General features: G+C 60.8%; 19 protein-coding genes. 10 read left to right on the plus strand and 9 right to left on the minus strand.

What is annotated here, in order from left to right; all coding sequences use genetic code 11:
* Positions 1-151: 151 nt before the first annotated feature.
* Positions 152-1,672, plus strand: a complete 1,521-nt coding sequence (locus AWX27_RS01365) for an acetaldehyde dehydrogenase ExaC (RefSeq protein ID WP_060418971.1) — start codon at positions 152-154, stop codon at positions 1,670-1,672.
* A 67-nt stretch (positions 1,673-1,739) separates the two neighbouring features.
* Here AWX27_RS01365 and adhP read toward each other — a convergent pair whose 3' ends face one another.
* From adhP to AWX27_RS01380, 3 genes are all read right to left on the minus strand, one after another.
* Positions 1,740-2,756, minus strand: a complete 1,017-nt coding sequence (adhP, locus tag AWX27_RS01370; RefSeq protein ID WP_004928541.1) for an alcohol dehydrogenase AdhP — start codon at positions 2,754-2,756, stop codon at positions 1,740-1,742.
* A gap of 196 nt (positions 2,757-2,952) precedes the next feature.
* The gene (gene blh / locus AWX27_RS01375; RefSeq protein ID WP_060418973.1) at positions 2,953-4,242 is read right to left on the minus strand and encodes a bifunctional sulfur transferase/dioxygenase Blh; all 1,290 of its coding nucleotides are present in this window, start codon (positions 4,240-4,242) and stop codon (positions 2,953-2,955) included.
* Between the two features lie 17 nt (positions 4,243-4,259).
* Positions 4,260-5,045 (minus strand): sulfite exporter TauE/SafE family protein, encoded by a 786-nt coding sequence (locus tag AWX27_RS01380; RefSeq protein ID WP_080432926.1) that lies wholly within the window; start codon positions 5,043-5,045, stop codon positions 4,260-4,262.
* A 191-nt stretch (positions 5,046-5,236) separates the two neighbouring features.
* Between AWX27_RS01380 and AWX27_RS01385 the strand changes: the two genes are divergently transcribed.
* Together AWX27_RS01385 and AWX27_RS01390 are read left to right on the plus strand one after the other, a co-directional pair.
* On the plus strand, positions 5,237-6,475 hold the full coding sequence (locus tag AWX27_RS01385; protein WP_060418974.1) for an NAD(P)/FAD-dependent oxidoreductase: 1,239 nt from the start codon (positions 5,237-5,239) through the stop codon (positions 6,473-6,475).
* 127 nt (positions 6,476-6,602) lie between these two features.
* Positions 6,603-6,896 carry an Rdx family protein gene (locus tag AWX27_RS01390; RefSeq protein WP_004928553.1) on the plus strand — a complete coding sequence of 98 codons (294 nt, stop codon included), beginning with the start codon at positions 6,603-6,605 and terminating at the stop codon, positions 6,894-6,896.
* A 22-nt stretch (positions 6,897-6,918) separates the two neighbouring features.
* Here AWX27_RS01390 and AWX27_RS01395 read toward each other — a convergent pair whose 3' ends face one another.
* Positions 6,919-7,581 carry a CPBP family intramembrane glutamic endopeptidase gene (locus AWX27_RS01395; protein WP_048321554.1) on the minus strand — a complete coding sequence of 221 codons (663 nt, stop codon included), beginning with the start codon at positions 7,579-7,581 and terminating at the stop codon, positions 6,919-6,921.
* Between the two features lie 215 nt (positions 7,582-7,796).
* On the opposite strand from AWX27_RS01395, the gene AWX27_RS01400 reads away from it, so the two are divergent.
* The 6 genes from AWX27_RS01400 to AWX27_RS01425 all read left to right on the plus strand — a co-directional run bounded on the left by AWX27_RS01400 (position 7,797) and on the right by AWX27_RS01425 (position 11,111).
* Entirely contained in the window at positions 7,797-8,291 is a 495-nt protein-coding gene (locus AWX27_RS01400) for a TIGR00645 family protein (RefSeq protein ID WP_033648490.1), read from the plus strand.
* A 189-nt stretch (positions 8,292-8,480) separates the two neighbouring features.
* A complete protein-coding gene (gene fabZ, locus AWX27_RS01405; RefSeq protein ID WP_038873003.1) occupies positions 8,481-8,936 on the plus strand; it encodes a 3-hydroxyacyl-ACP dehydratase FabZ in 456 nt (151 codons plus the stop codon).
* Between the two features lie 30 nt (positions 8,937-8,966).
* Positions 8,967-9,755 carry a spermidine synthase gene (locus AWX27_RS01410; RefSeq protein ID WP_048321552.1) on the plus strand — a complete coding sequence of 263 codons (789 nt, stop codon included), beginning with the start codon at positions 8,967-8,969 and terminating at the stop codon, positions 9,753-9,755.
* A 79-nt stretch (positions 9,756-9,834) separates the two neighbouring features.
* Positions 9,835-10,029, plus strand: a complete 195-nt coding sequence (locus AWX27_RS01415; protein WP_038872997.1) for a ribbon-helix-helix domain-containing protein — start codon at positions 9,835-9,837, stop codon at positions 10,027-10,029.
* Positions 10,030-10,170: 141 nt separating this feature from the next.
* On the plus strand, positions 10,171-10,572 hold the full coding sequence (locus AWX27_RS01420) for a VOC family protein (protein ID WP_048321551.1): 402 nt from the start codon (positions 10,171-10,173) through the stop codon (positions 10,570-10,572).
* Positions 10,572-11,111, plus strand: coding sequence for a dihydrofolate reductase family protein (locus AWX27_RS01425; protein WP_180548589.1), 540 nt, complete (start codon positions 10,572-10,574; stop codon positions 11,109-11,111). Before AWX27_RS01420 ends, AWX27_RS01425 begins: the two co-directional genes overlap by 1 nt.
* On the opposite strand, the gene AWX27_RS01430 is transcribed toward AWX27_RS01425, so the two are convergent.
* The 3 genes from AWX27_RS01430 to AWX27_RS01440 form a co-directional block, all read right to left on the minus strand.
* Positions 11,096-12,490, minus strand: coding sequence for an MFS transporter (locus AWX27_RS01430; RefSeq protein WP_060418979.1), 1,395 nt, complete (start codon positions 12,488-12,490; stop codon positions 11,096-11,098). The genes AWX27_RS01425 and AWX27_RS01430 overlap by 16 nt on opposite strands.
* Positions 12,491-12,603: 113 nt before the next feature.
* Positions 12,604-13,671, minus strand: a complete 1,068-nt coding sequence (locus tag AWX27_RS01435) for an oxidoreductase (protein WP_060418981.1) — start codon at positions 13,669-13,671, stop codon at positions 12,604-12,606.
* Between the two features lie 12 nt (positions 13,672-13,683).
* On the minus strand, positions 13,684-14,433 hold the full coding sequence (locus AWX27_RS01440; RefSeq protein ID WP_048321547.1) for a DeoR/GlpR family DNA-binding transcription regulator: 750 nt from the start codon (positions 14,431-14,433) through the stop codon (positions 13,684-13,686).
* 148 nt (positions 14,434-14,581) lie between these two features.
* Here AWX27_RS01440 and AWX27_RS01445 point away from each other — a divergent pair, with 148 nt between their 5' ends.
* Entirely contained in the window at positions 14,582-15,457 is an 876-nt protein-coding gene (locus tag AWX27_RS01445; protein ID WP_060418983.1) for an alpha/beta hydrolase, read from the plus strand.
* Here the strand turns inward: AWX27_RS01445 and AWX27_RS01450 are convergent.
* Together AWX27_RS01450 and AWX27_RS01455 are read right to left on the minus strand one after the other, a co-directional pair.
* Positions 15,384-16,601, minus strand: a complete 1,218-nt coding sequence (locus AWX27_RS01450) for an MFS transporter (RefSeq protein ID WP_060418985.1) — start codon at positions 16,599-16,601, stop codon at positions 15,384-15,386. The genes AWX27_RS01445 and AWX27_RS01450 overlap by 74 nt on opposite strands.
* Positions 16,592-17,758 (minus strand): serine hydrolase domain-containing protein, encoded by a 1,167-nt coding sequence (locus AWX27_RS01455; RefSeq protein WP_060418987.1) that lies wholly within the window; start codon positions 17,756-17,758, stop codon positions 16,592-16,594. Before AWX27_RS01455 ends, AWX27_RS01450 begins: the two co-directional genes overlap by 10 nt.
* Between the last annotated feature and the right edge of the window lie 9 nt (positions 17,759-17,767).

Below are 17,767 nucleotides of genomic sequence, written 5' to 3' on the forward strand. Positions count from 1 at the left end.
TTTTTAACACGCTAATAAATAAGCTCTTTTAACGAGCATCTTCGCCATTCATCAATCTGGCACGGGGCGTGCTTCTCCTGCTGCGGCGGCATGCCGCACTCACAGGCGCAGCGCAATAGCGCCGGTTATCATCTGCAGAGAGGTGCTTCACATGAAATATGTCCACCCCGGTTTGCCTGGCTCGCTGGTTTCGTTCCGCAAACGCTATGGCAACTACATTGGCGGCAAATTCGTCGAACCGGTATCCGGCAACTACTTCACCAACACCTCGCCGGTGACCGGCCAGCCGATCGCCGAATTCCCGCGTTCCGACGCCAAAGACATCGAGCTGGCGCTCGACGCGGCGCACGCGGCGGCGGACGCCTGGGGCAAAACCAGCGTGCAGGAGCGCTCCAACGTGCTGCTGGCGATCGCCGATCGCATCGAAGCGCGGCTGGAGATGCTGGCGCTGACCGAAACCTGGGACAACGGCAAACCGATCCGCGAAACCCTGAATGCCGATCTGCCGCTGGCGGTCGACCATTTCCGTTACTTCGCCGGCTGCCTGCGCGCGCAGGAAGGCACCGCGGCGGAGATCGATCAGAACACCGTGGCCTACCACATCTATGAGCCGCTGGGCGTAGTCGGCCAGATCATTCCGTGGAACTTCCCTCTGCTGATGGCCGCCTGGAAACTGGCGCCGGCGCTGGCGGGCGGTAACTGCGTGGTGCTGAAACCGGCGGAACAGACCCCGCTTGGCATCAGCGTGCTGATGGAAGAGATCGGCGATCTGCTGCCGCCGGGCGTGCTCAACGTGGTGCAAGGCTTCGGCGCCGAGGCCGGCGAAGCGCTGGCGCGCAGCAAACGCATCGAGAAGATCGCGTTCACCGGCTCCACACCGGTCGGCCGCCATATCCTCGCCTGCGCAGCGGAAAATATCATTCCCAGCACCGTCGAGCTGGGCGGCAAATCGCCGAACATCTATTTTGAAGACATCATGCAGGCGGAGCCGGAGTTTATCGACAAGGCGGTTGAGGGGCTGGTGCTCGGCTTCTTCAACCAGGGCGAGGTCTGCACCTGCCCTTCACGCGCATTGATCCAGGAATCCATCTACCCGCAGTTTATGGAGAAAGTGCTCGCGCGCATCGCCACCATCCGCCAAGGCGACCCCTTCGACACCGACACCATGCTCGGCGCACAGGCGTCACAGGAGCAATACGATAAGATCCTGTCCTACATCGACATCGCCAAGAATGAAGGCGGCAACATCCTCGCCGGCGGCAAACGCACGCAGCACGGGGATGAATTGCAAAACGGTTTCTATCTGCAGCCGACGTTGATTACCGGCAACAACAGCATGCGCTTCTTCCGCGAGGAGATCTTCGGGCCGGTGATCGGCGTCGCCACCTTCAAGGATGAGGCCGAAGCCCTGGCGCTGGCCAACGACACCGAGTTCGGTCTGGGCGCCGGGCTGTGGACCCGCGACATCAACCGCGCCTACCGCATGGGCCGCGCCATCAAGGCGGGCCGCGTGTGGACCAACTGCTACCACCTGTACCCGGCGCACGCCGCGTTCGGCGGCTACAAGAACTCCGGCATCGGGCGTGAAACCCACAAGGCGGCGCTGTCGCACTATCAGCAGGTGAAAAACCTGCTGGTCAGCTACGACGCCAAACCGCTGGGCCTGTTCTGATCCGGGCGTAACAACAAGAAGGCCACCCGCAGGTGGCCTTCTTATTTGGCATGGTTGATGGCGTGATTTATTTCGCCATGCCGAGATCGATCACCATGCGACCGCGAATGGTGCCCGCCTTCATCTCGTCGAAGATGGCGTTGATATCGCCCAGTGGCCGTTTGGTCACTTTCGGCGTCACTTTTCCTTCGGCGGCGAACTGAAACGCCTCTTTCAGATCTTCACGCGTGCCCACCAGCGAGCCCACCACCTGAATGCCGTCCAGCACCAGGCGCGGAATGCTCAGATCCATGCTCTCCGGCGGCAGCCCCACGGCCACCACTTTACCGCCGGCGCGCACCGCATTCACCGCCGAGTTGAAGGCCGCTTTCGCCACCGCCGTCACCACCGCCGCGTGAGCGCCGCCGGTTTGCTGCTGAATGATCTCCTCCGCGTTTTGCGTTTTGGAGTTGATGGTCAGATCGGCGCCGATCTGTTTGGCGAACTCCAGCTGGCCGTCGTTGACGTCGATGGCGATCACCTTGGCGTTAAACACGTTCTTGGCATACTGCAGCGCCAGGTTGCCCAGCCCGCCCAGGCCGTAGATGGCGATCCACTGCCCCGGCTTGATATCGGAAATCTTCACCGCCTTGTAGGTGGTGACGCCGGCGCAGGTGATGCTGCTGGCGGCAAAAGAATCGAGCCCGTCCGGCACTTTCACCGCGTAGTCCGCCACCACGATGCACTCTTCCGCCATGCCGCCGTCAACGCTGTAGCCGGCGTTTTTCACCGAACGGCACAGGGTTTCGTTGCCGCTGACGCAGTATTCGCAATGGCCGCAACCCTGGTAAAACCAGGCGACGCTGGCGCGGTCACCCACTTTTAACGAGGTGACGCCCTCACCGACGGCGGAGACCACGCCGATGCCCTCATGCCCCAACGTAATGCCCGGCACCTCGCCGAAATCGCCGTTTTTCACGTGCAAATCGGTGTGGCACACCCCGCAACACTCCATTTTCAACGCCGCCTCGCCGTGCTTCAGCGGGCGCAGCACTTTATCCTGAATGTCTACGGTATGGTTTTTCGTCACTACGGCAGCTTTCATGGTGTTTTCCTTAGCAGAATGGGAAGTACAGTTGTTAATGTAGTGACTGTATTCGGTGAGGGCAAGCGCCGCGTGTTTTGTGTAAAAACAAATAATTAAATATGAATCAGCATGATTATTTCATAAAAAACAATTAACAGACGGCGCGATCCCAGGCGAATGATTTGCCTGTTCGCTGGCGCCGCCATGACCTGATTCAGCCCTTAAAACGATTCACGGGGATTTTCAGATAGTGTTGCCCATCGTCTTCACAGTCAGGCAAAACGCCGCCGCGAATATTGACCTGCAGCGCCATCAGCATGAGTTCCGGGTGCGGCAGCGTGGCGTCCCGCTGTTTTCTTTGCGCAACGAACCGGGATTTATCCATGTTGACCACCCAGGGATTGTTCTCGCGCTGCTCTCTCACGGTGCTTTCCCAACGGGCCTCACGCCCCGCCGGGCGGTAATCATGGCCGGTAAACAGGCGGGTATCCGCCGGCAGGCTCAGGATCCGCTGCAATGAGTCCCACAAGGCTTCCGCATTGCCGCCAGGAAAGTCGGCCCTTGCGGTACCGCTGTCCGGCATGAAGAACGTATCGTGGATAAACGCCGCATCCGCAATGTGGTAAGTGACGGACGCCAGCGTGTGCCCGGGAGACAGCAAGACTTCAGCGCGCAGGTTACCGATAAAAAAGACGTCCCCGTCCGCGAACAGCACATCCCAGACGGTCTTGGCCGCAGGCAGGTCTTTTAAATTATAGATCTCTTCCCACAGCCCCTGAACGGCGGTAATTTTTTCACCGATACCGGTGAAGGCGCCGGTTTTCTGCGCCAGCCAGGTGGCAGCCGAAAAATGATCGGCGTGCGGGTGCGTATCCAACACCCAGGCCACTCCCCACCCCCGTTGATGGATAAAATTCAGAATGTCGTTGGCCTGTTGATGCGAGACCGTGCCCGATCGGCGGTCAAAATCCAGCACCGGGTCGATAATCGCACAGCGGCGCGCCTCGGGATCGGCAACCACATACTGCAGGCTGCCGCTTTCCGGCTCATAAAACGCGTGAACTTCCGCCGTGGCCCGCACGGACCGATGCTTGCCATACCAGCTGAGCGCCTTATCGGCGTCCGCGCCGTATTCGTCGCATTGGCGGCGAAACTGCGCTTCATCTATCTGACCTTCGCGCAGCGCATACAGCAGGGAAAGGCAGGCAGATCGAGCCCCGCTTCTGCAGTGCGCCAGAGTCTTCCGGCCTTGCCGCAGCAGAAACTGGAAGGTGTAAACGGTCTCCCAGGTCAGCGTATCGAACGTGTAAGGGAGATAGACGTAACGCATCCCCCCTTGTTCAGCCAACGCTTTCTCTTGCTGATGATCAAGATACTCCCCCGGCTCCTCGTCCGGCCGATTGTTGACGATAAGGCGGTAGCCCTGTTGAGACAGCGCCTTGAAATCACTCGCTTCAGGCGCGCCCGAAAAGGAGAGCTGAGGGTGGTAAGTGCGGATGCGCATGTTTTTTTCCTTCCGTTTCATAGGCTTTTAAATAACATATACAGGGCCAGCGCCAGGAGCATGACGGCATAGAGCACATTGATAATGTCCTCGCGTTTTTTCAGGCGCTCGGCGAGCGCCACCCCCACCACGCCCCCCAGGACGCCGCCGACGATGAGCCAGCACGTAATCGCGATCGAGACCTTTCCCGACATGGCGTAGCTGGCGCTGGTCGACAGCCCCATGGCCGCCACGACCACCAGTGAGGTTGCCACCGCTTCAACCATCGAGAAGCGGAAAAACCAGACCAGCACCGGCACAACCAAAAATCCGCCGCCGATGCCCAGAAAGCCCGCCAGCCCGCCCAGGGCCAGCACGCTGGGCCATACGATGGCGGGATGGACGGCAGCATGCGGGGACGGCAAGGGGGGGCCGGCAAGGCGATTTCTTTTCAGCGTCAATCCGGCGACAACCAGCATCAACAGGGAAAAAGGCAGGGTTAAGTAGTGCCCGTCCGTGATTTTTCCCATCTGAGATCCCGCCAGAGCGCCCATAACAGCGACCAGCGAAACGACAACCCCGGTCTGCCACCTGACGTTGCCTTTGGCAGCGTGCGCGGCCAGATTGATCAGCGCGTTAATGGCCACGGACATGGCGCTGGTTCCTATAATCAAATGCGTATCCGGCACTTTCACCATATACAGCAATAACGGCACGCAGACGATTGACCCGCCGCCGCCGGTCAGGGCCAGGAGGAATCCCACAATTCCCCCGGTGACCACTAACAGCATCACGATATAAAAACTGAAATGGAAAAAATCCACTGCACTAATCCCTTAATGATGCTCATGCCATTTATTAACGATCAGTTCACTGGCAATGTCAAATAACTTATTTCGATTTGTTATTACATATATCAAAATGGAATATGTGAATTTTTATATAACCACAAGTTCTATGAATTCGCTTTTAATCTGGCCAGCAACCCCCTACTTTCTTATGAAAGGAGGCCTGCATGAAACCAGAAAAAATAAATACCCAGAAAAGCGTCGTTGTTATTGGCGGCGGCTCATCCGGAATAGGTATCGCGGCAAGCATAAGGAAGCGAATTAAAGACATCGATATAACGGTCGTGGAACCTAACGACTGTCATTATTATCAACCGGCATGGACCCTGGTGGGCGGCGGGCTCTTTGATATCAATAAAACACGGCGTTCCCTGCGCGCTGTCCTGCCTGCAGGAACCGCATGGGTACAGGATAGCGTTGTCAGGGTCGAGCCCAGTCAAAAATACATCGAGACTCGCCAAGGGCAGAAAATAAACTATGACTTTCTTATTGTTGCGTGCGGCCTCGTTTTACGCTGGGATAAAATAGAAGGCCTTGAAGACACCCTGGGATTAAACGGCGTCACCTCTAATTATCGCTTTGATCTTGCCGAATACACCTGGCAACTGGTTCAGGAAATGAAAGGCGGCCAGGCGATATTTTCTCAACCGGCACTACCCATAAAATGCGCCGGCGCACCGCAAAAAGCCCTGTATCTTTCATGCGACCACTGGCGCCGCCAAGGCATCCTGAATAATATTAACGTCAATTTCTGCCTTGCGGGCACGGCGATTTTCGGCATTCCGCAATTTGTCCCCCCGCTGAGCGAGTATTTGCAAAAATACCGTGCAAAGGTCAATTTCAATCATCATTTAATTCGTGTTGATGGCCCGAATCGGCAAGCAACATTTGCCGTAGAGACAAATGAAGAGGGAAAACGCGAGTTAACCCTGCCCTTCGATATGCTCCACGTGGTGCCGCCTCAATCGGCCCCGGCGTTTATTTCGCAAAGCGGGCTCGCTGAGGGATCCGGCTGGTGCGATGTGGATAAATTGACGCTGCAGCATAAGCATTGGCCGGATATTTTTGCGGTAGGCGACTGTTGCTCAACGCCAAACGCCAAAACCCTGGCGGCAGCCCGAAAGCAGGTGGTGGTGGTGGCGGAAAACGTCGCGGCGCTGATTCATGGCGCGCCTCTCACGGCCCATTATGATGGCTATGGTTCCTGTCCGTTGACGGTCGAGAAAGGCAAAGTTGTGCTGGCGGAGTTTGGCTATGACGGTAAGTTACTGCCCACGTTTCCCCTGTTCGACGCAACCCAGCCCAGCCGTCTGGCCTGGTGGCTGAAAGCCTGGTTTTTACCCCGGTTTTATTGGGCGGGCATGCTGCGTGGGGTTGAATGGTTTGCCGGCAGCAAGCGGCCATGACGCACACTCGGCCCCCCTTGCCGCTCTGGCCGCAGCAGACGCTTGACTATTTGGCGAGACAAAGCCACCATCGCTTGCAGGTCCATCAGGCTGATTGCAAGCCGTTACCACTACCGGTCGATCATCGATGAAAAATGCCCCCGCAGTGACGATCCACTACTGTTCACAATGCAACTGGCTGCTGCGCGCCGGCTGGATGGCGCAAGAGCTGCTCAATACCTTCGGCGACGATCTCGCCTCCGTCACGCTGATGCCGGGCACCGGCGGGGTCTATCAAATCAGCGTCGATGGCGTGATGATTTGGGATCGCAAAATTGACGGCGGCTTCCCCGATGCGGCGCAGCTGAAGCAGCGGCTGCGCGATCACAGCTTCCCCGATCGTTCTCTCGGCCACAGCGACGGGAAGAAAGCCAGGCACTGAACATCCGGCGGCAAGCACAGCTTCAATTTAACGCATAGCTGGCCGCCATCACGACGCCATTCATGGTCATATGCAGCCCAATGGGCAAATAGATCCCTTTGGATCTTACTCGGGCGGCCGTTAACACCAGCGAGATGAGCACCAGGGCTGCCAATGTGCGCCAATCGGTGTACTGGGTATGCAAAACGGCAAAGATGACAGACACCGTTAACGCGGCCCAAATCACCTTATCGTTAAACCAATACATCAGTGCGTTAAACAGACAGCCGCGAAATACGATCTCTTCATAGACGGGGACGACGAAAACCAACAAAGCGGCATTGAGCGCCAAAATCTCGCCGGGCAATGCCACCTGCTCCGTCACCCAGGTTTCCGTTTTTTCCACGCCCATCAAGCGCGGGAAAATAAACTGAATCACCAACAGCGCGAACAGCAGCAGCGCAAAATCGTTGCGTTTAACCTCGCCTTTGCCCAATCCTTCTCTACGGCGGAAAAAGAGCAGGTATAACGAAAAGATAGCGACAAATTCCATTCCGTACAGCAACGGCAGCAATAGCCCTTGTCGCATCAAGGCGGCTCTGTTCTCAATGAACAACGGAATAAATGTAATCAGGAACATCAGCAAAAACATGGAAAAGCAGCCATTAACGGCTCGCGTTCTCGCGATAAACGCATTGTCGACCATATAACCATCCTTAGTTTTGAGCAGCGATTGACGAAACGGTAGCAAGGCAAGAGACCGCGGCAGTTTATCCCTATGCGATATCATTGTCATGAACCCGTTCGCAGCGAACGTCCATTCGCAAATTTCTCCAAGCCATTGGCACGCGGTTGATTTCGCCCGGGTCTCCTGCGTTATACTGAGCGCTCTTTTAGCCACGTAATTAATAAAATTTTATGATTGAACGCTTGCTCGAAAACACGATGTACGCCTCCCGTTGGCTGCTCGCACCGGTTTATGTCGGCCTTTCACTGGCTCTGGTCGCCCTGTCGATCAAGTTTTTTCAGGAGATCCTGCACGTCCTGCCCAACATTTTTTCTATCGCCGAAGCCGATCTGATCCTGACCCTGCTGTCGCTGGTCGACATGGCGCTGGTGGGCGGGCTGTTGGTCATGGTGATGTTCTCCGGGTATGAAAACTTCGTCTCGCAGCTGGATATCACCGAAGGGAAAGAAAAGCTGAGCTGGCTGGGCAAAATGGACGCCACCTCGCTGAAAAACAAAGTCGCCGCCTCCATCGTCGCCATCTCTTCCATTCACCTGCTGCGGGTGTTTATGGACGCCAAGAACGTGCCGGACAACAAGCTGATGTGGTATGTGATCATCCATCTCACCTTCGTGCTGTCCGCTTTCGTGATGGGCTATCTGGACAAGGTCACCCGTTCCAAGCACTAACCACGCGCTACCACACCCGATCGCCAGCATCGGGTGCCTCCTTCCTCTCCATTCTGCGCCTGTTTCTCCGCCATCATGTCTTTCATCTGGCACATCTGATGATAATTTTATTATAATGCTATTACACTCACCATGGACTGAACACCGGCCATCGCACCGGTTTCGCCGCAGACAGGATCACGCGCCCCCATGCCATTGAATGGTCATCCCCTGCAATTCAACGATATTCAGGCGATTTTGCCTCATCGCTATCCCTGCCTGTTGGTCGATCGCGTGCTGCCCGCCGGCACCTGCATTGCCGAAGGGCGGCTGAGCGCCATCAAGAACATCACCGCCAATGAGCCGACGTTCTGGAGCGGCCACGCCCACTTCGCCGGTTTTCCCGGCGTGCTGTTGGTAGAAGCGCTGGCGCAAAGCACCGGCCTGCTGGCCCATTACTATCTCGGGGCGCTGAACGAAGGGGAACATTACTATTTCGCCGCCATCCAGCGGGCGCGTTTTTATCGCGCCGCCCGCCCCGGCGATCAGGTGCTGATGGAGGTCGCCTTTGTGCGCCGGCGCGGGGCGATCGCCCGCTTTACCGGCCGTGCCAGCATCGACGGCCAACGCATTTGCACCGCCGATTTCATGTGCGCCCGTAAATAGGCCGCTTGCCAAAGGAGCCCTGCGAATACCATGTCTCTGGTTGACAGCTTACTCAGAACCCTCGATTTCTCTCCGCGCGGCCAGGTGATCGCCCGCGAAGCCGACGCCTGGGGCGAAATCATCGTTTCCGATCACAAGGACTACCGCACGCTGCGGTTTGACGGCATCTGCGAGCAGAGCAAGATGAGCCTCAGCAACCCCGCGCAGCCGATCCACAACTACATCAAAGCGATGCTGATGGCGGTGGCCTGGCAGCCGCCGACGTCGGCGTTGATCCTGGGGTTGGGCGGCGGCAGCCTACTGCGTGCGCTGCACGCCCTCGATCCGACGATGCGCCTGGACGTGGTCGAGCTGCGCGCCGCGGTGATCGCCATCGCACGCCGTTATTTTACGCTGCCGGCCACCGACACCATCAGCCTGCGCACCGCCGATGCCATGGACTTCGTGCGCCCGCCCGCCGAGACGCGCTACGATCTGATTTTCTCCGATCTCTATTCGGCGTTTGCCATGGATCCGCAGCAAGGCAGCCAGACCTTCCTGGAAAACTGCGCCGCAAGGCTGAACGACGGGGGCTGGCTGGTGCTGAATTACCACGATCTGCCCGACGAAAATAGCCTGCTGTACCACAGCCTGCACCGGGTATTCAACACCGTGCTGTTTTGCGTCGCCCCCAGCGGCAACGTCATTATTTACGCCACGCTAGCCCGGGTGACGCTGCCGCTGAGCGCGCTGCGCAATCTGGCCGCCGGCAGCGGCGAACTGTTCAACTGCGAGCTCGGCTATCTGTCGCGCAAAATAGAGCGGCTGCATTTCCGCTAAAGGCGGGGGCGACGCGGTCTGGCTGGCCGCTTCGCCCACGTGGTATTATCATTCAGTTATCATTCTCTGGAGGATCCTGATGGAAAAGAAAACGGCGCGGCTAACGGTGCTGATTGACCCGGACAAGAAAAAAGCCCTGGAAGACCTGTGCCTGCAGCAGGACGTCACCCCTTCCCAGGTGGTGCGCCAGCTGATCCGCGATTACCTGCATAAGCATCAGGTGGACTATCCCAGCCAGCCGACTCACGCCAACCCGCGCGTAGAGAGCAATTGAGCGGCGGCCTGCCCCGCACACCATGAAGCGCGCTATCCCCCTGCGCGCGTCCCTAATCCGAATCCTCCGTTGCGCTCTGTCCATTCGGCAGCATCGCTGCTACTGTTTGATGCGTTCATCCCTCTTCGGAAAGGAAGCGCCATGTTCAGCCATATTACCGTCGGCGTCAGCGATCTGGACGCCGCCGCCGCATTCTACGACGCCATTCTGTTGCCGCTGGGATTACAGCGGCGGGAAGTGACGCCGGACGGCGGCCCCGCCGCCCGCTGCTGGGTGATGCCGGGGCAAACGCTGCCGCGTTTCTATGCTTACCAACCCTTCGACAGACAGCCCGCCAGCGCCGGCAACGGCAGCATGCTGGCCTTTCTCGCCGCCGATGAGCTGGAGGTCAAGCGCGCCTACGCCGCCGGCCTGCTGGCGGGCGGCAGCAGCGAAGGCGAACCCGGCGAACGCGCGCACTACGGCAAAGGCTATTTCGGCGCTTACCTGCGCGATCCCGACGGCAACAAGGTGCATGTGGTTTACCGGGGAGATCTCGCCTGATGAAATGCTCGGTTTACATCGCCACCAGCGTGGACGGCTTCATCGCCGGAGCGGACGGCGACATCGACTGGCTGCTGCGGCCCGAGTACGCGGTTTCATTGCTCAACGGGCTAAGCTATGAGGCGTTTATCGCCGACATCGACGCGCTGGTGATGGGGCGCCATACCTATGAGAAAGTCCGCGCCTTTCCCGAGTGGCCCTATGGCGAACTGCCGGTGGTGGTGCTGTCGACGCAGCCGCCCGCACAACAAGATACCGGGCACGTGCGCTGGATGACTGGCGAACCGGCGGCCATCGTGGCGCAGCTGGCCGATCAAGGCTGCCGTCACCTGTATATCGACGGCGGCCAGACCGTCCAGCGCTTCCTGCAGGCCGGGTTGATCGACGAGCTGACTATCACGCGCGTGCCGCTGCTGTTGGGCGGCGGCATTCCCTTGTTCGGCACCGATGGTCCGGAGCAGCGCCTGCGCCTGCTCGCCGTCACTCCCTCGGACAACGGCTTCGTGCAAGAACGCTACGCGGTTCAGCGCGCGTCGTAACGCAGCATCAGCCGGCGGCCGCCGAAGGCGATGAGCAACGCCGCCAGCGCCAACAGCGCCGCCGTCCCGTAGGTCACACGCATACCGTAAGCCGCGGCGGCGGCGGTTCCCACCACCCGCTGCGAGGCCAGATAAAACAGCGCCCCCATCGCCGAGGCGCCGGTGATCGCCCCGAGATTGCGCGCCAGATTGACCATGCCGGCGATCAAACCGCGCCGTTCAGGAAACAGATCCTTCATCAGCATGGTGTTGTTGGCCACCTGAAACAGCGCATAGCCGGCGGTCAGCAGCGCGATGGGTGCCACATAGCCGAGCACGCCGGCGCGGCTAAGCAGCGACAGCAACGCCGCACCGGCGGCCACCGCCGCCAGCCCAAACTGGGCGATGCGCTGCGATCCAAAACGATCCACCAGATAACCGGCCGGAATGCCGGTCAGGATCGCCACCGCCGGCCCCGCCGACATCACCAGCCCGACCTGCGCAGCGCTTAACCCCAGCGCGCGTGACAGATAGAACGGCCCGACGACCAGCGTGGCGGTCATGACCGTCATCACCAGCGCGCTGGCCGCCAGCCCCGCCGTCAGGGCCGGATGGCGGAACATCGTCGGCGCCAACAGCGGCGATGCGGCGCGGCGCTCCACGCCGATGAACAGCGCCCCCGCCAACAGGGCCCCCAGCATCAACACCAGGTTGAGCGCGCCGAAATTGCCGCGCCCCAGGGTCATCGCCAGCGAATAGCAGAGCAATGCGCCGCCCAGCAGCAGCGTACCGGCGCGATCGAACGGTTCCTGGCGCGCGGCCGGGCGCGCCCCCTCCGGCAAGTATCGCCAGGCGAGCCACAGCGCCAACAGGCCCAGCGGCAGATTGATCAGAAACATTGCCCGCCAGCCGAAACCGGCGATCAGCGCGCCGCCCAACGACGGCCCCAACGCGGTGCCCACTGCCGACATGGTACCGAGCAGCCCCATCGCGCGGCCGATTTTTTCCGTGCCCAGCGCCTCGCCCGCCAGCGCCATGGCGATCGACATCATGACCGCGCCCCCCAGCCCCTGCGCCATGCGCGCCGCCAGCAGCAGCCAAAGCTGCGGGGCCAGCGCACAAGCCAGCGAAGCGGCGGTAAACAGCGCGATACCCGCCAGCAGCAGGCGGCGGCGATTAAGGCTGTCGCCCAAGCGACCGATGCCGATGATGCAGGTGGTGACGGCCAGCAAATAACAGAGCAATACCCACTGTACCGCCTGGAACGAAGCATGGAACGCGGTGGCGAGCGCCGGCAGCCCGACGTTGGCGATGCTGATGCCGAGCGATGACAGCAGCATGCTCAGAGACAGTGCGGCCAGTATGCCGCGGACGCCCTGCGGCGTAGGATGGGATAACATGATAAACACTCCTGACATAGACTGAGGGTTAGCCTATGCCAGGGGTTGGGATGGCGGAAGACGCACGACATGCACTGTATCCATGCGTCTGACGCCTTATCTGACGCGAGCCGTTACCAGGCGGCGATCTCCGCCTCGGTGAGCGGCAGGGTTTGGGTGACGCCGGTTTCCGCCGCCAGGGTGGCCGCCTCCAGCACCGCCATCACCGCCAGCGCCTGCGCAGCGGTAACCGGGTTGGCGCCGGCGCCGCGCAGCGCGTCGCGCACCTGGACATAATACTGACGCTGGTCGCCATCCGGCGTCGGCAGCGTGCGCACCGGCTCCGTGCCGATAAACAGGCTCATCGCGTCGTCGTCTTTGCCCCACTCCGCCGAGCCCGGCGTCACGCCGGCCAGCAGCTGGCTCTCCTGCCCGTCGGCGCGCGCTTTGACTACGCTGCCTTTCTCGCCGTGCACGGTAAAGCGCGCCACGCCCCCCGCCACCAGCATGCTGCCGTGCAGGATCACGCGGTGCGTCGGGTAGTTGAGCACCACATGGGCCCAGTCGTTAACCTGCGCATTGTGGCGCAGCGTGGCGATGTTGGCCTGCACGCTTTGCGGCAAACCGAACAGCTGCAGCGCCTGATCGACCATGTGCGGCCCCAGATCGAACCACAGCCCGCTGCCCGGCAGATTCTGTTCGCGCCAGCGCACCCGCACTTCAGGGCGGTAGCGATCGATGTGCGACTCAAAGTGCGTCACCTTGCCGATCAGCCCCTGTTCGATCACCTGCTTCACGCCCAGGTAGTCGCTGTCCCAACGGCGGTTCTGGAACACCGACAGCAGGCGATCGTGTTTTTCCGCCGCCGCAATCAGCGTGCGCGCCTGCGCCAAATCCAGCGTAAAGGGTTTATCCACCACCACGTGCTTGCCCGCTTCCAGCGCGGCCAGCGCCAGCGGCGCATGGGTATCGTTCGGCGACGCGATCACCACCAAATCCACCTCCGGCCGGCGGATAGCCTCCAGCGGGTCGGCGATCACCTGCGCGTGCGGCAGATCGGCATGCACCTTAGAGGCATCGCGCGAAGCCACCACGCTCAGTTCCAGCCCCGGCACCGCGTTAATCAGCGGCGCGTGAAACGCCTTGCCGACAAAGCCGTAGCCAATCAGCGCCACCTGCAACGGTCGTGCGGTATCGTTCATCAGTGTTCTCCTCTAGCGGTCGTCGGCGACGACACAAAGTTCAATCAGTGATTGTTCGTCCAGGTTGTCCCACGGGCGGTCGGTAAACAGCCGTTGGATCTGCGCCAGATCCGCAACGTGATGCGGTTCGCAGCGATCCAGCTTCATATGGTCGGCCACCAGCCAGCGCTCGCCGCTGTTGGCCAGCATGGCGCGTTTGACCTCGGCATCGGCCTCCTCGCCGGCGCTCAGCCCCAGCTGCGCATGCACCGCACAGGCGCCCAGCAAGGCGATGTCCGCGCGGTAGCGCGCCAGCAACGCCAAAGTGGCGCCGCCGGCGAACAGCCGCTGGCGCGCATCCCATTGGCCGCCAAGCAGAATCAGGTTGATCTCCGGCCTGTCGCTCAGGCACTGCGCGATATCCAGCGAAGCGGTGATCACCGTGGCCGGCCCACGCAGCGCCTGCGCCACCGCCAGCAGCGTACTGCCCGCATCCAGCATCAGGGTGCTGCCGGGTGGGATCTGCGCGGCCACCGCGCGACCGAGCCGCTGCTTGACCTGCGGCAACAGCGCCGCACGCGCCTGGCGCGGCATGTCGGACGGTTCGAGCGCGATCGCCCCGCCGTGATGTTTCTGCGCCAACCCTTGCCGTTCGAGATCGGCCAGATCGCGGCGCACGGTATCGACCGAAACGCCGATGGCGCCGGCCAATTCCGCCACCGCCGCCTGCCCGCGTTCGCTGAGCAAATCCAATAAATGGCGCTGTCGTGCCGCTTTGTGCATGGGTTTATTCCGCAATAAAAAGCATAAAACAGCAATATACAGCAGAAAACAGCATCAGAGAAGCCGCAATGATGCGCACCGGAGATCAAACATCTTTTCGCCTGCGGGACGATGATGAAGGCATAACGCATAACAATCCGGAGAAGTGATGAGCATCGATCTGACGTTTGAAGACCTGAGCGCGCGCGCCGTGCAATACAACGCCCGCGCTTCGGTGGACGATTTTGACGCCTGCATGGCGGAATACGCCGCGCTGGCCCAGCGCGCCAGGGCGCAGACACCCGGTATTTACGACCTGCGCTACGGCATGAGCGCCGCAGAGCGCCTCGATCTGTTCCCGGCCTGCACGCAGCCCGCCCCGCTGCTGATCTTTATTCATGGCGGCTACTGGCATTCGCAGCGCAAAGAGGAAGCCTGTTCGATGGCCGCCACGTTTGCCCGCCGCGGCGTGGCGGTCGCCACGCTGGAATACACGCTGGCGCCGGAAGCGACGCTGGCGGAGATCGTGCACGAGGTGCGCAGCGCCGTCGCCTGGCTTTATCATCACGGGGCGCCTTTCGGCATCGATCCGGCACGCATTTTCGTCAGCGGCAGTTCGGCCGGCGGCCACCTGTGCGGCATGCTGATCGCCGACGGCTGGCAACCACGCTATCGCCTGCCGCCCAACGCGATCAAAGGCGCGTTGGCGCTGAGTGGCCTCTACGATCTGCGCCCGCTGTGCGATATCTATATCAACGACTGGCTGCACCTGACGCCCGAGCAGGCGCAAACCCTTAGCCCGCTGTTTTTACTGCCGGCGAAGGAACATGCGCCGCAGATATTGCTCGACGTCGGCCAGCGGGAAACCCAAGGATTCAAAAACCAGACGCAGGCCTATTATGACGCCTGCCTGGCGCGCGGCCTCGACGTCCAGCTGCTGGCCGATCGCCACTGCAACCACTTTACACTGGTCAACGAGCTGGCCGATGCGGAAAGCGCGATGTTTCGGCAGGTGATGGCGATGATTGACGCAACGCAACCGTAGCCTGCCGTTGCAGCCACAGCCTGGCGGCGATCGCGATCGCCGCCAGTGCGGCAAACATGGCCCCACACAGCAGGCTGCCCTGTAGCCCCCAGGCAGCGATAAACCAACCGCCCACCAGCGACCCCACCGCCACACCCAGGTTGATAAAGGCGATATACAGCCCGGTGGCGAACGCCGGCGCCTGCGGCGCTTCGGAGGTCAGCCAGACCTGCGTCACGATCAAACCGCTGGTGTGCGCCGCCCCCCAATACAGACAAAGTGCCGTCATCGCGCCGATATTCGCGCTGCCGTAGCGATACAGCAGCGCATAAGCCGCAATCAAGGCTATCGGATGCAGCAGCACCGTCACTGCGCGATGGCGGCTCAACCCCTTGCCGGCCAACAGGTTGCCCGCGACGCCGCCCACACCGAACGCCACCAGAAGCCAGCCGATGGCGGCGTCGCCAATACCGGCTTCACGGCTGAGGTACTCGGCTGCGTAAGCGTAGACGGCAAACATGGCGGCAAAGATCAGCACGCAGGTAGTGATATTCAACCACAGCGTGCCGCTGCGCAGGATTGCCAACTGCTTGCCGTAGCTGAGACGCTGCACGGCCGCATCAGGCAAGCGCCACAGCAATCCCAGCGTCGCCAGCAGGTTGACCAGCGCGCAAAATCGGAACGATGCCTCATAGCTGAACTGCCCGGCTATCCATTGCGTCAGCGGTATGCCCAATACCATCCCCATGCTGGTGCCGATAAACGCATAAGCGGCTGCTTTGGTGGCCAGATGCGGCGGATAAAGCGCCGCGGCCGCCACCATGGCCAGTGAAAAGTAGATCGGATGAAACAACGCCGGCAAAATACGCAGCAGCATCAGCATGGCAAAGCTGTCCGCCTGAGCGGCCAGCGCGCTGGCTGCCGTAAATACGGCCAACGCGATCAACAACATGCGTTTGCGATTGAACCGCGACGCCAGCAGCACCAACAGCGGCCCGAACAGCGCAATGGTCAGGGCGAAGACCCCGACCAGCCAGCCGGCCTGCGCCGTGGAGATGCCATAGCGCGTGATGATCTGCGGTAAAATACCCACCACGCCGAACTCGATGCAGTAAACGCCGAACAGCCCCAGCGCGATGAAGAAAATCGGTGGCATCAGGCCCATGACGGCACTCCCGTGGCGGCATAAACCGCCTGACAAATCTCGCCGACAAAGGTGCCGGACATTCCTTCCAGCGCCGTGTTGGTAAATGCCACCACGCTGAGCTGCCGGGCAGGATCGACGAACCATGAGTGGCCATAGGTGCCGCCCATCCGCCAGCTGCCCACAGACTCCGGCGTTTGCGCAGCGACGGGATCTTTCAGCACGGTGATGCCCAGGCCGAAGCCGCGCCCTGGCCAAAACGGCATCGGCAGATCGCCGATTTGGTTGGTGGTCAGCGCCGTCACCCAATCAGTTGGCAGTACCGGCTTTCCTCCCTGGCGCAACGTTTCCAGCAGGCGCAGGAAATCCGCCGCCGAACCGACCATGCCGGCGCCGCCGGAGGCGTACGCCTGCGGATCCAGCGCACGTGCCGGCGACAGATGAAAACCGGCGCTGCCGTCGATGAAGGGTAAACGATCCGGCTGGCGCAGGCGGCGTGGCTCGCCGGGATGATCAGCGTAAGCGGCCGCCAGGCGCGCGGCGTCCACCGCCAGGAAATCGGTATCCGTCATCGCCAGCGGCCCGGTCACCCATTTTTTGACCGCCTGCGCCAGCGGCAAGCCGCTCGCCCGTTCAATAACCGCGCCCAACACATCGGTGGCGATGGAATAACGCCACTCCGCGCCGGGCGGTGCCAGCAACGGCGCGGAGGCAATGCGCCGCACATTTTCCAGCAGGCTGAGCGCCGCCTCATCCATCCCGTCGGAGACGCCCAATCGGGCGTAGCATCCGCCTTCCGGCTGAAAAAAACGGTAGCTTAACCCGGCGGTGTGGGTCATCAAATGGCGCAGCGTCAACAACGGGACGGTGCCGTCCGCCAGCCGCGGACGAAAATCCGGCAGCCAGCGGGTAACGGGATCGTCCAACCGCATGTCTCCTCGCGCCATCAGCGCCAGCGCCGCCGTGGACACGATCGGTTTGGACACCGAAGCTAACCTGAACAGCGTATTGCACGCCATCGGTTTGCCCGCTTCGCGATCTGCCATGCCCGCCGCACGTCGATAAACGATCTCACCGCCCTGCGCCACCAAAACGACCGCGCCAACCAATCGTTTTTCGCGCAAGGCTTTCTCTATCGCGCCGTCGATCGCGTTGGCGGAGGATCCGTATTCACTCATCTTTATTGC

It is taken from the genome of Serratia sp. 2880STDY5682894, from assembly GCF_001537385.1.
Classification (GTDB): Bacteria; Pseudomonadota; Gammaproteobacteria; order Enterobacterales; family Enterobacteriaceae; genus Serratia; species Serratia nevei.

What these genes read in the sequence shown, in the direction of transcription:
- AWX27_RS01365 (WP_060418971.1), top strand. Translation starts at nt 152, where the DNA reads ATGAAATATGTCCACCCCGGTTTGCCTGGCTCGCTGGTTTCGTTCCGC.
- adhP (WP_004928541.1), bottom strand. Translation starts at nt 2,756, where the DNA reads ATGAAAGCTGCCGTAGTGACGAAAAACCATACCGTAGACATTCAGGAT.
- blh (WP_060418973.1), bottom strand. Translation starts at nt 4,242, where the DNA reads ATGCGCATCCGCACTTACCACCCTCAGCTCTCCTTTTCGGGCGCGCCT.
- AWX27_RS01385 (WP_060418974.1), top strand. Translation starts at nt 5,237, where the DNA reads ATGAAACCAGAAAAAATAAATACCCAGAAAAGCGTCGTTGTTATTGGC.
- AWX27_RS01390 (WP_004928553.1), top strand. Translation starts at nt 6,603, where the DNA reads ATGAAAAATGCCCCCGCAGTGACGATCCACTACTGTTCACAATGCAAC.
- AWX27_RS01395 (WP_048321554.1), bottom strand. Translation starts at nt 7,581, where the DNA reads ATGGTCGACAATGCGTTTATCGCGAGAACGCGAGCCGTTAATGGCTGC.
- fabZ (WP_038873003.1), top strand. Translation starts at nt 8,481, where the DNA reads ATGCCATTGAATGGTCATCCCCTGCAATTCAACGATATTCAGGCGATT.
- AWX27_RS01410 (WP_048321552.1), top strand. Translation starts at nt 8,967, where the DNA reads ATGTCTCTGGTTGACAGCTTACTCAGAACCCTCGATTTCTCTCCGCGC.
- AWX27_RS01415 (WP_038872997.1), top strand. Translation starts at nt 9,835, where the DNA reads ATGGAAAAGAAAACGGCGCGGCTAACGGTGCTGATTGACCCGGACAAG.
- AWX27_RS01420 (WP_048321551.1), top strand. Translation starts at nt 10,171, where the DNA reads ATGTTCAGCCATATTACCGTCGGCGTCAGCGATCTGGACGCCGCCGCC.
- AWX27_RS01425 (WP_180548589.1), top strand. Translation starts at nt 10,572, where the DNA reads ATGAAATGCTCGGTTTACATCGCCACCAGCGTGGACGGCTTCATCGCC.
- AWX27_RS01430 (WP_060418979.1), bottom strand. Translation starts at nt 12,490, where the DNA reads ATGTTATCCCATCCTACGCCGCAGGGCGTCCGCGGCATACTGGCCGCA.
- AWX27_RS01435 (WP_060418981.1), bottom strand. Translation starts at nt 13,671, where the DNA reads ATGAACGATACCGCACGACCGTTGCAGGTGGCGCTGATTGGCTACGGC.
- AWX27_RS01440 (WP_048321547.1), bottom strand. Translation starts at nt 14,433, where the DNA reads ATGCACAAAGCGGCACGACAGCGCCATTTATTGGATTTGCTCAGCGAA.
- AWX27_RS01445 (WP_060418983.1), top strand. Translation starts at nt 14,582, where the DNA reads ATGAGCATCGATCTGACGTTTGAAGACCTGAGCGCGCGCGCCGTGCAA.
- AWX27_RS01450 (WP_060418985.1), bottom strand. Translation starts at nt 16,601, where the DNA reads ATGGGCCTGATGCCACCGATTTTCTTCATCGCGCTGGGGCTGTTCGGC.
- AWX27_RS01455 (WP_060418987.1), bottom strand. Translation starts at nt 17,758, where the DNA reads ATGAGTGAATACGGATCCTCCGCCAACGCGATCGACGGCGCGATAGAG.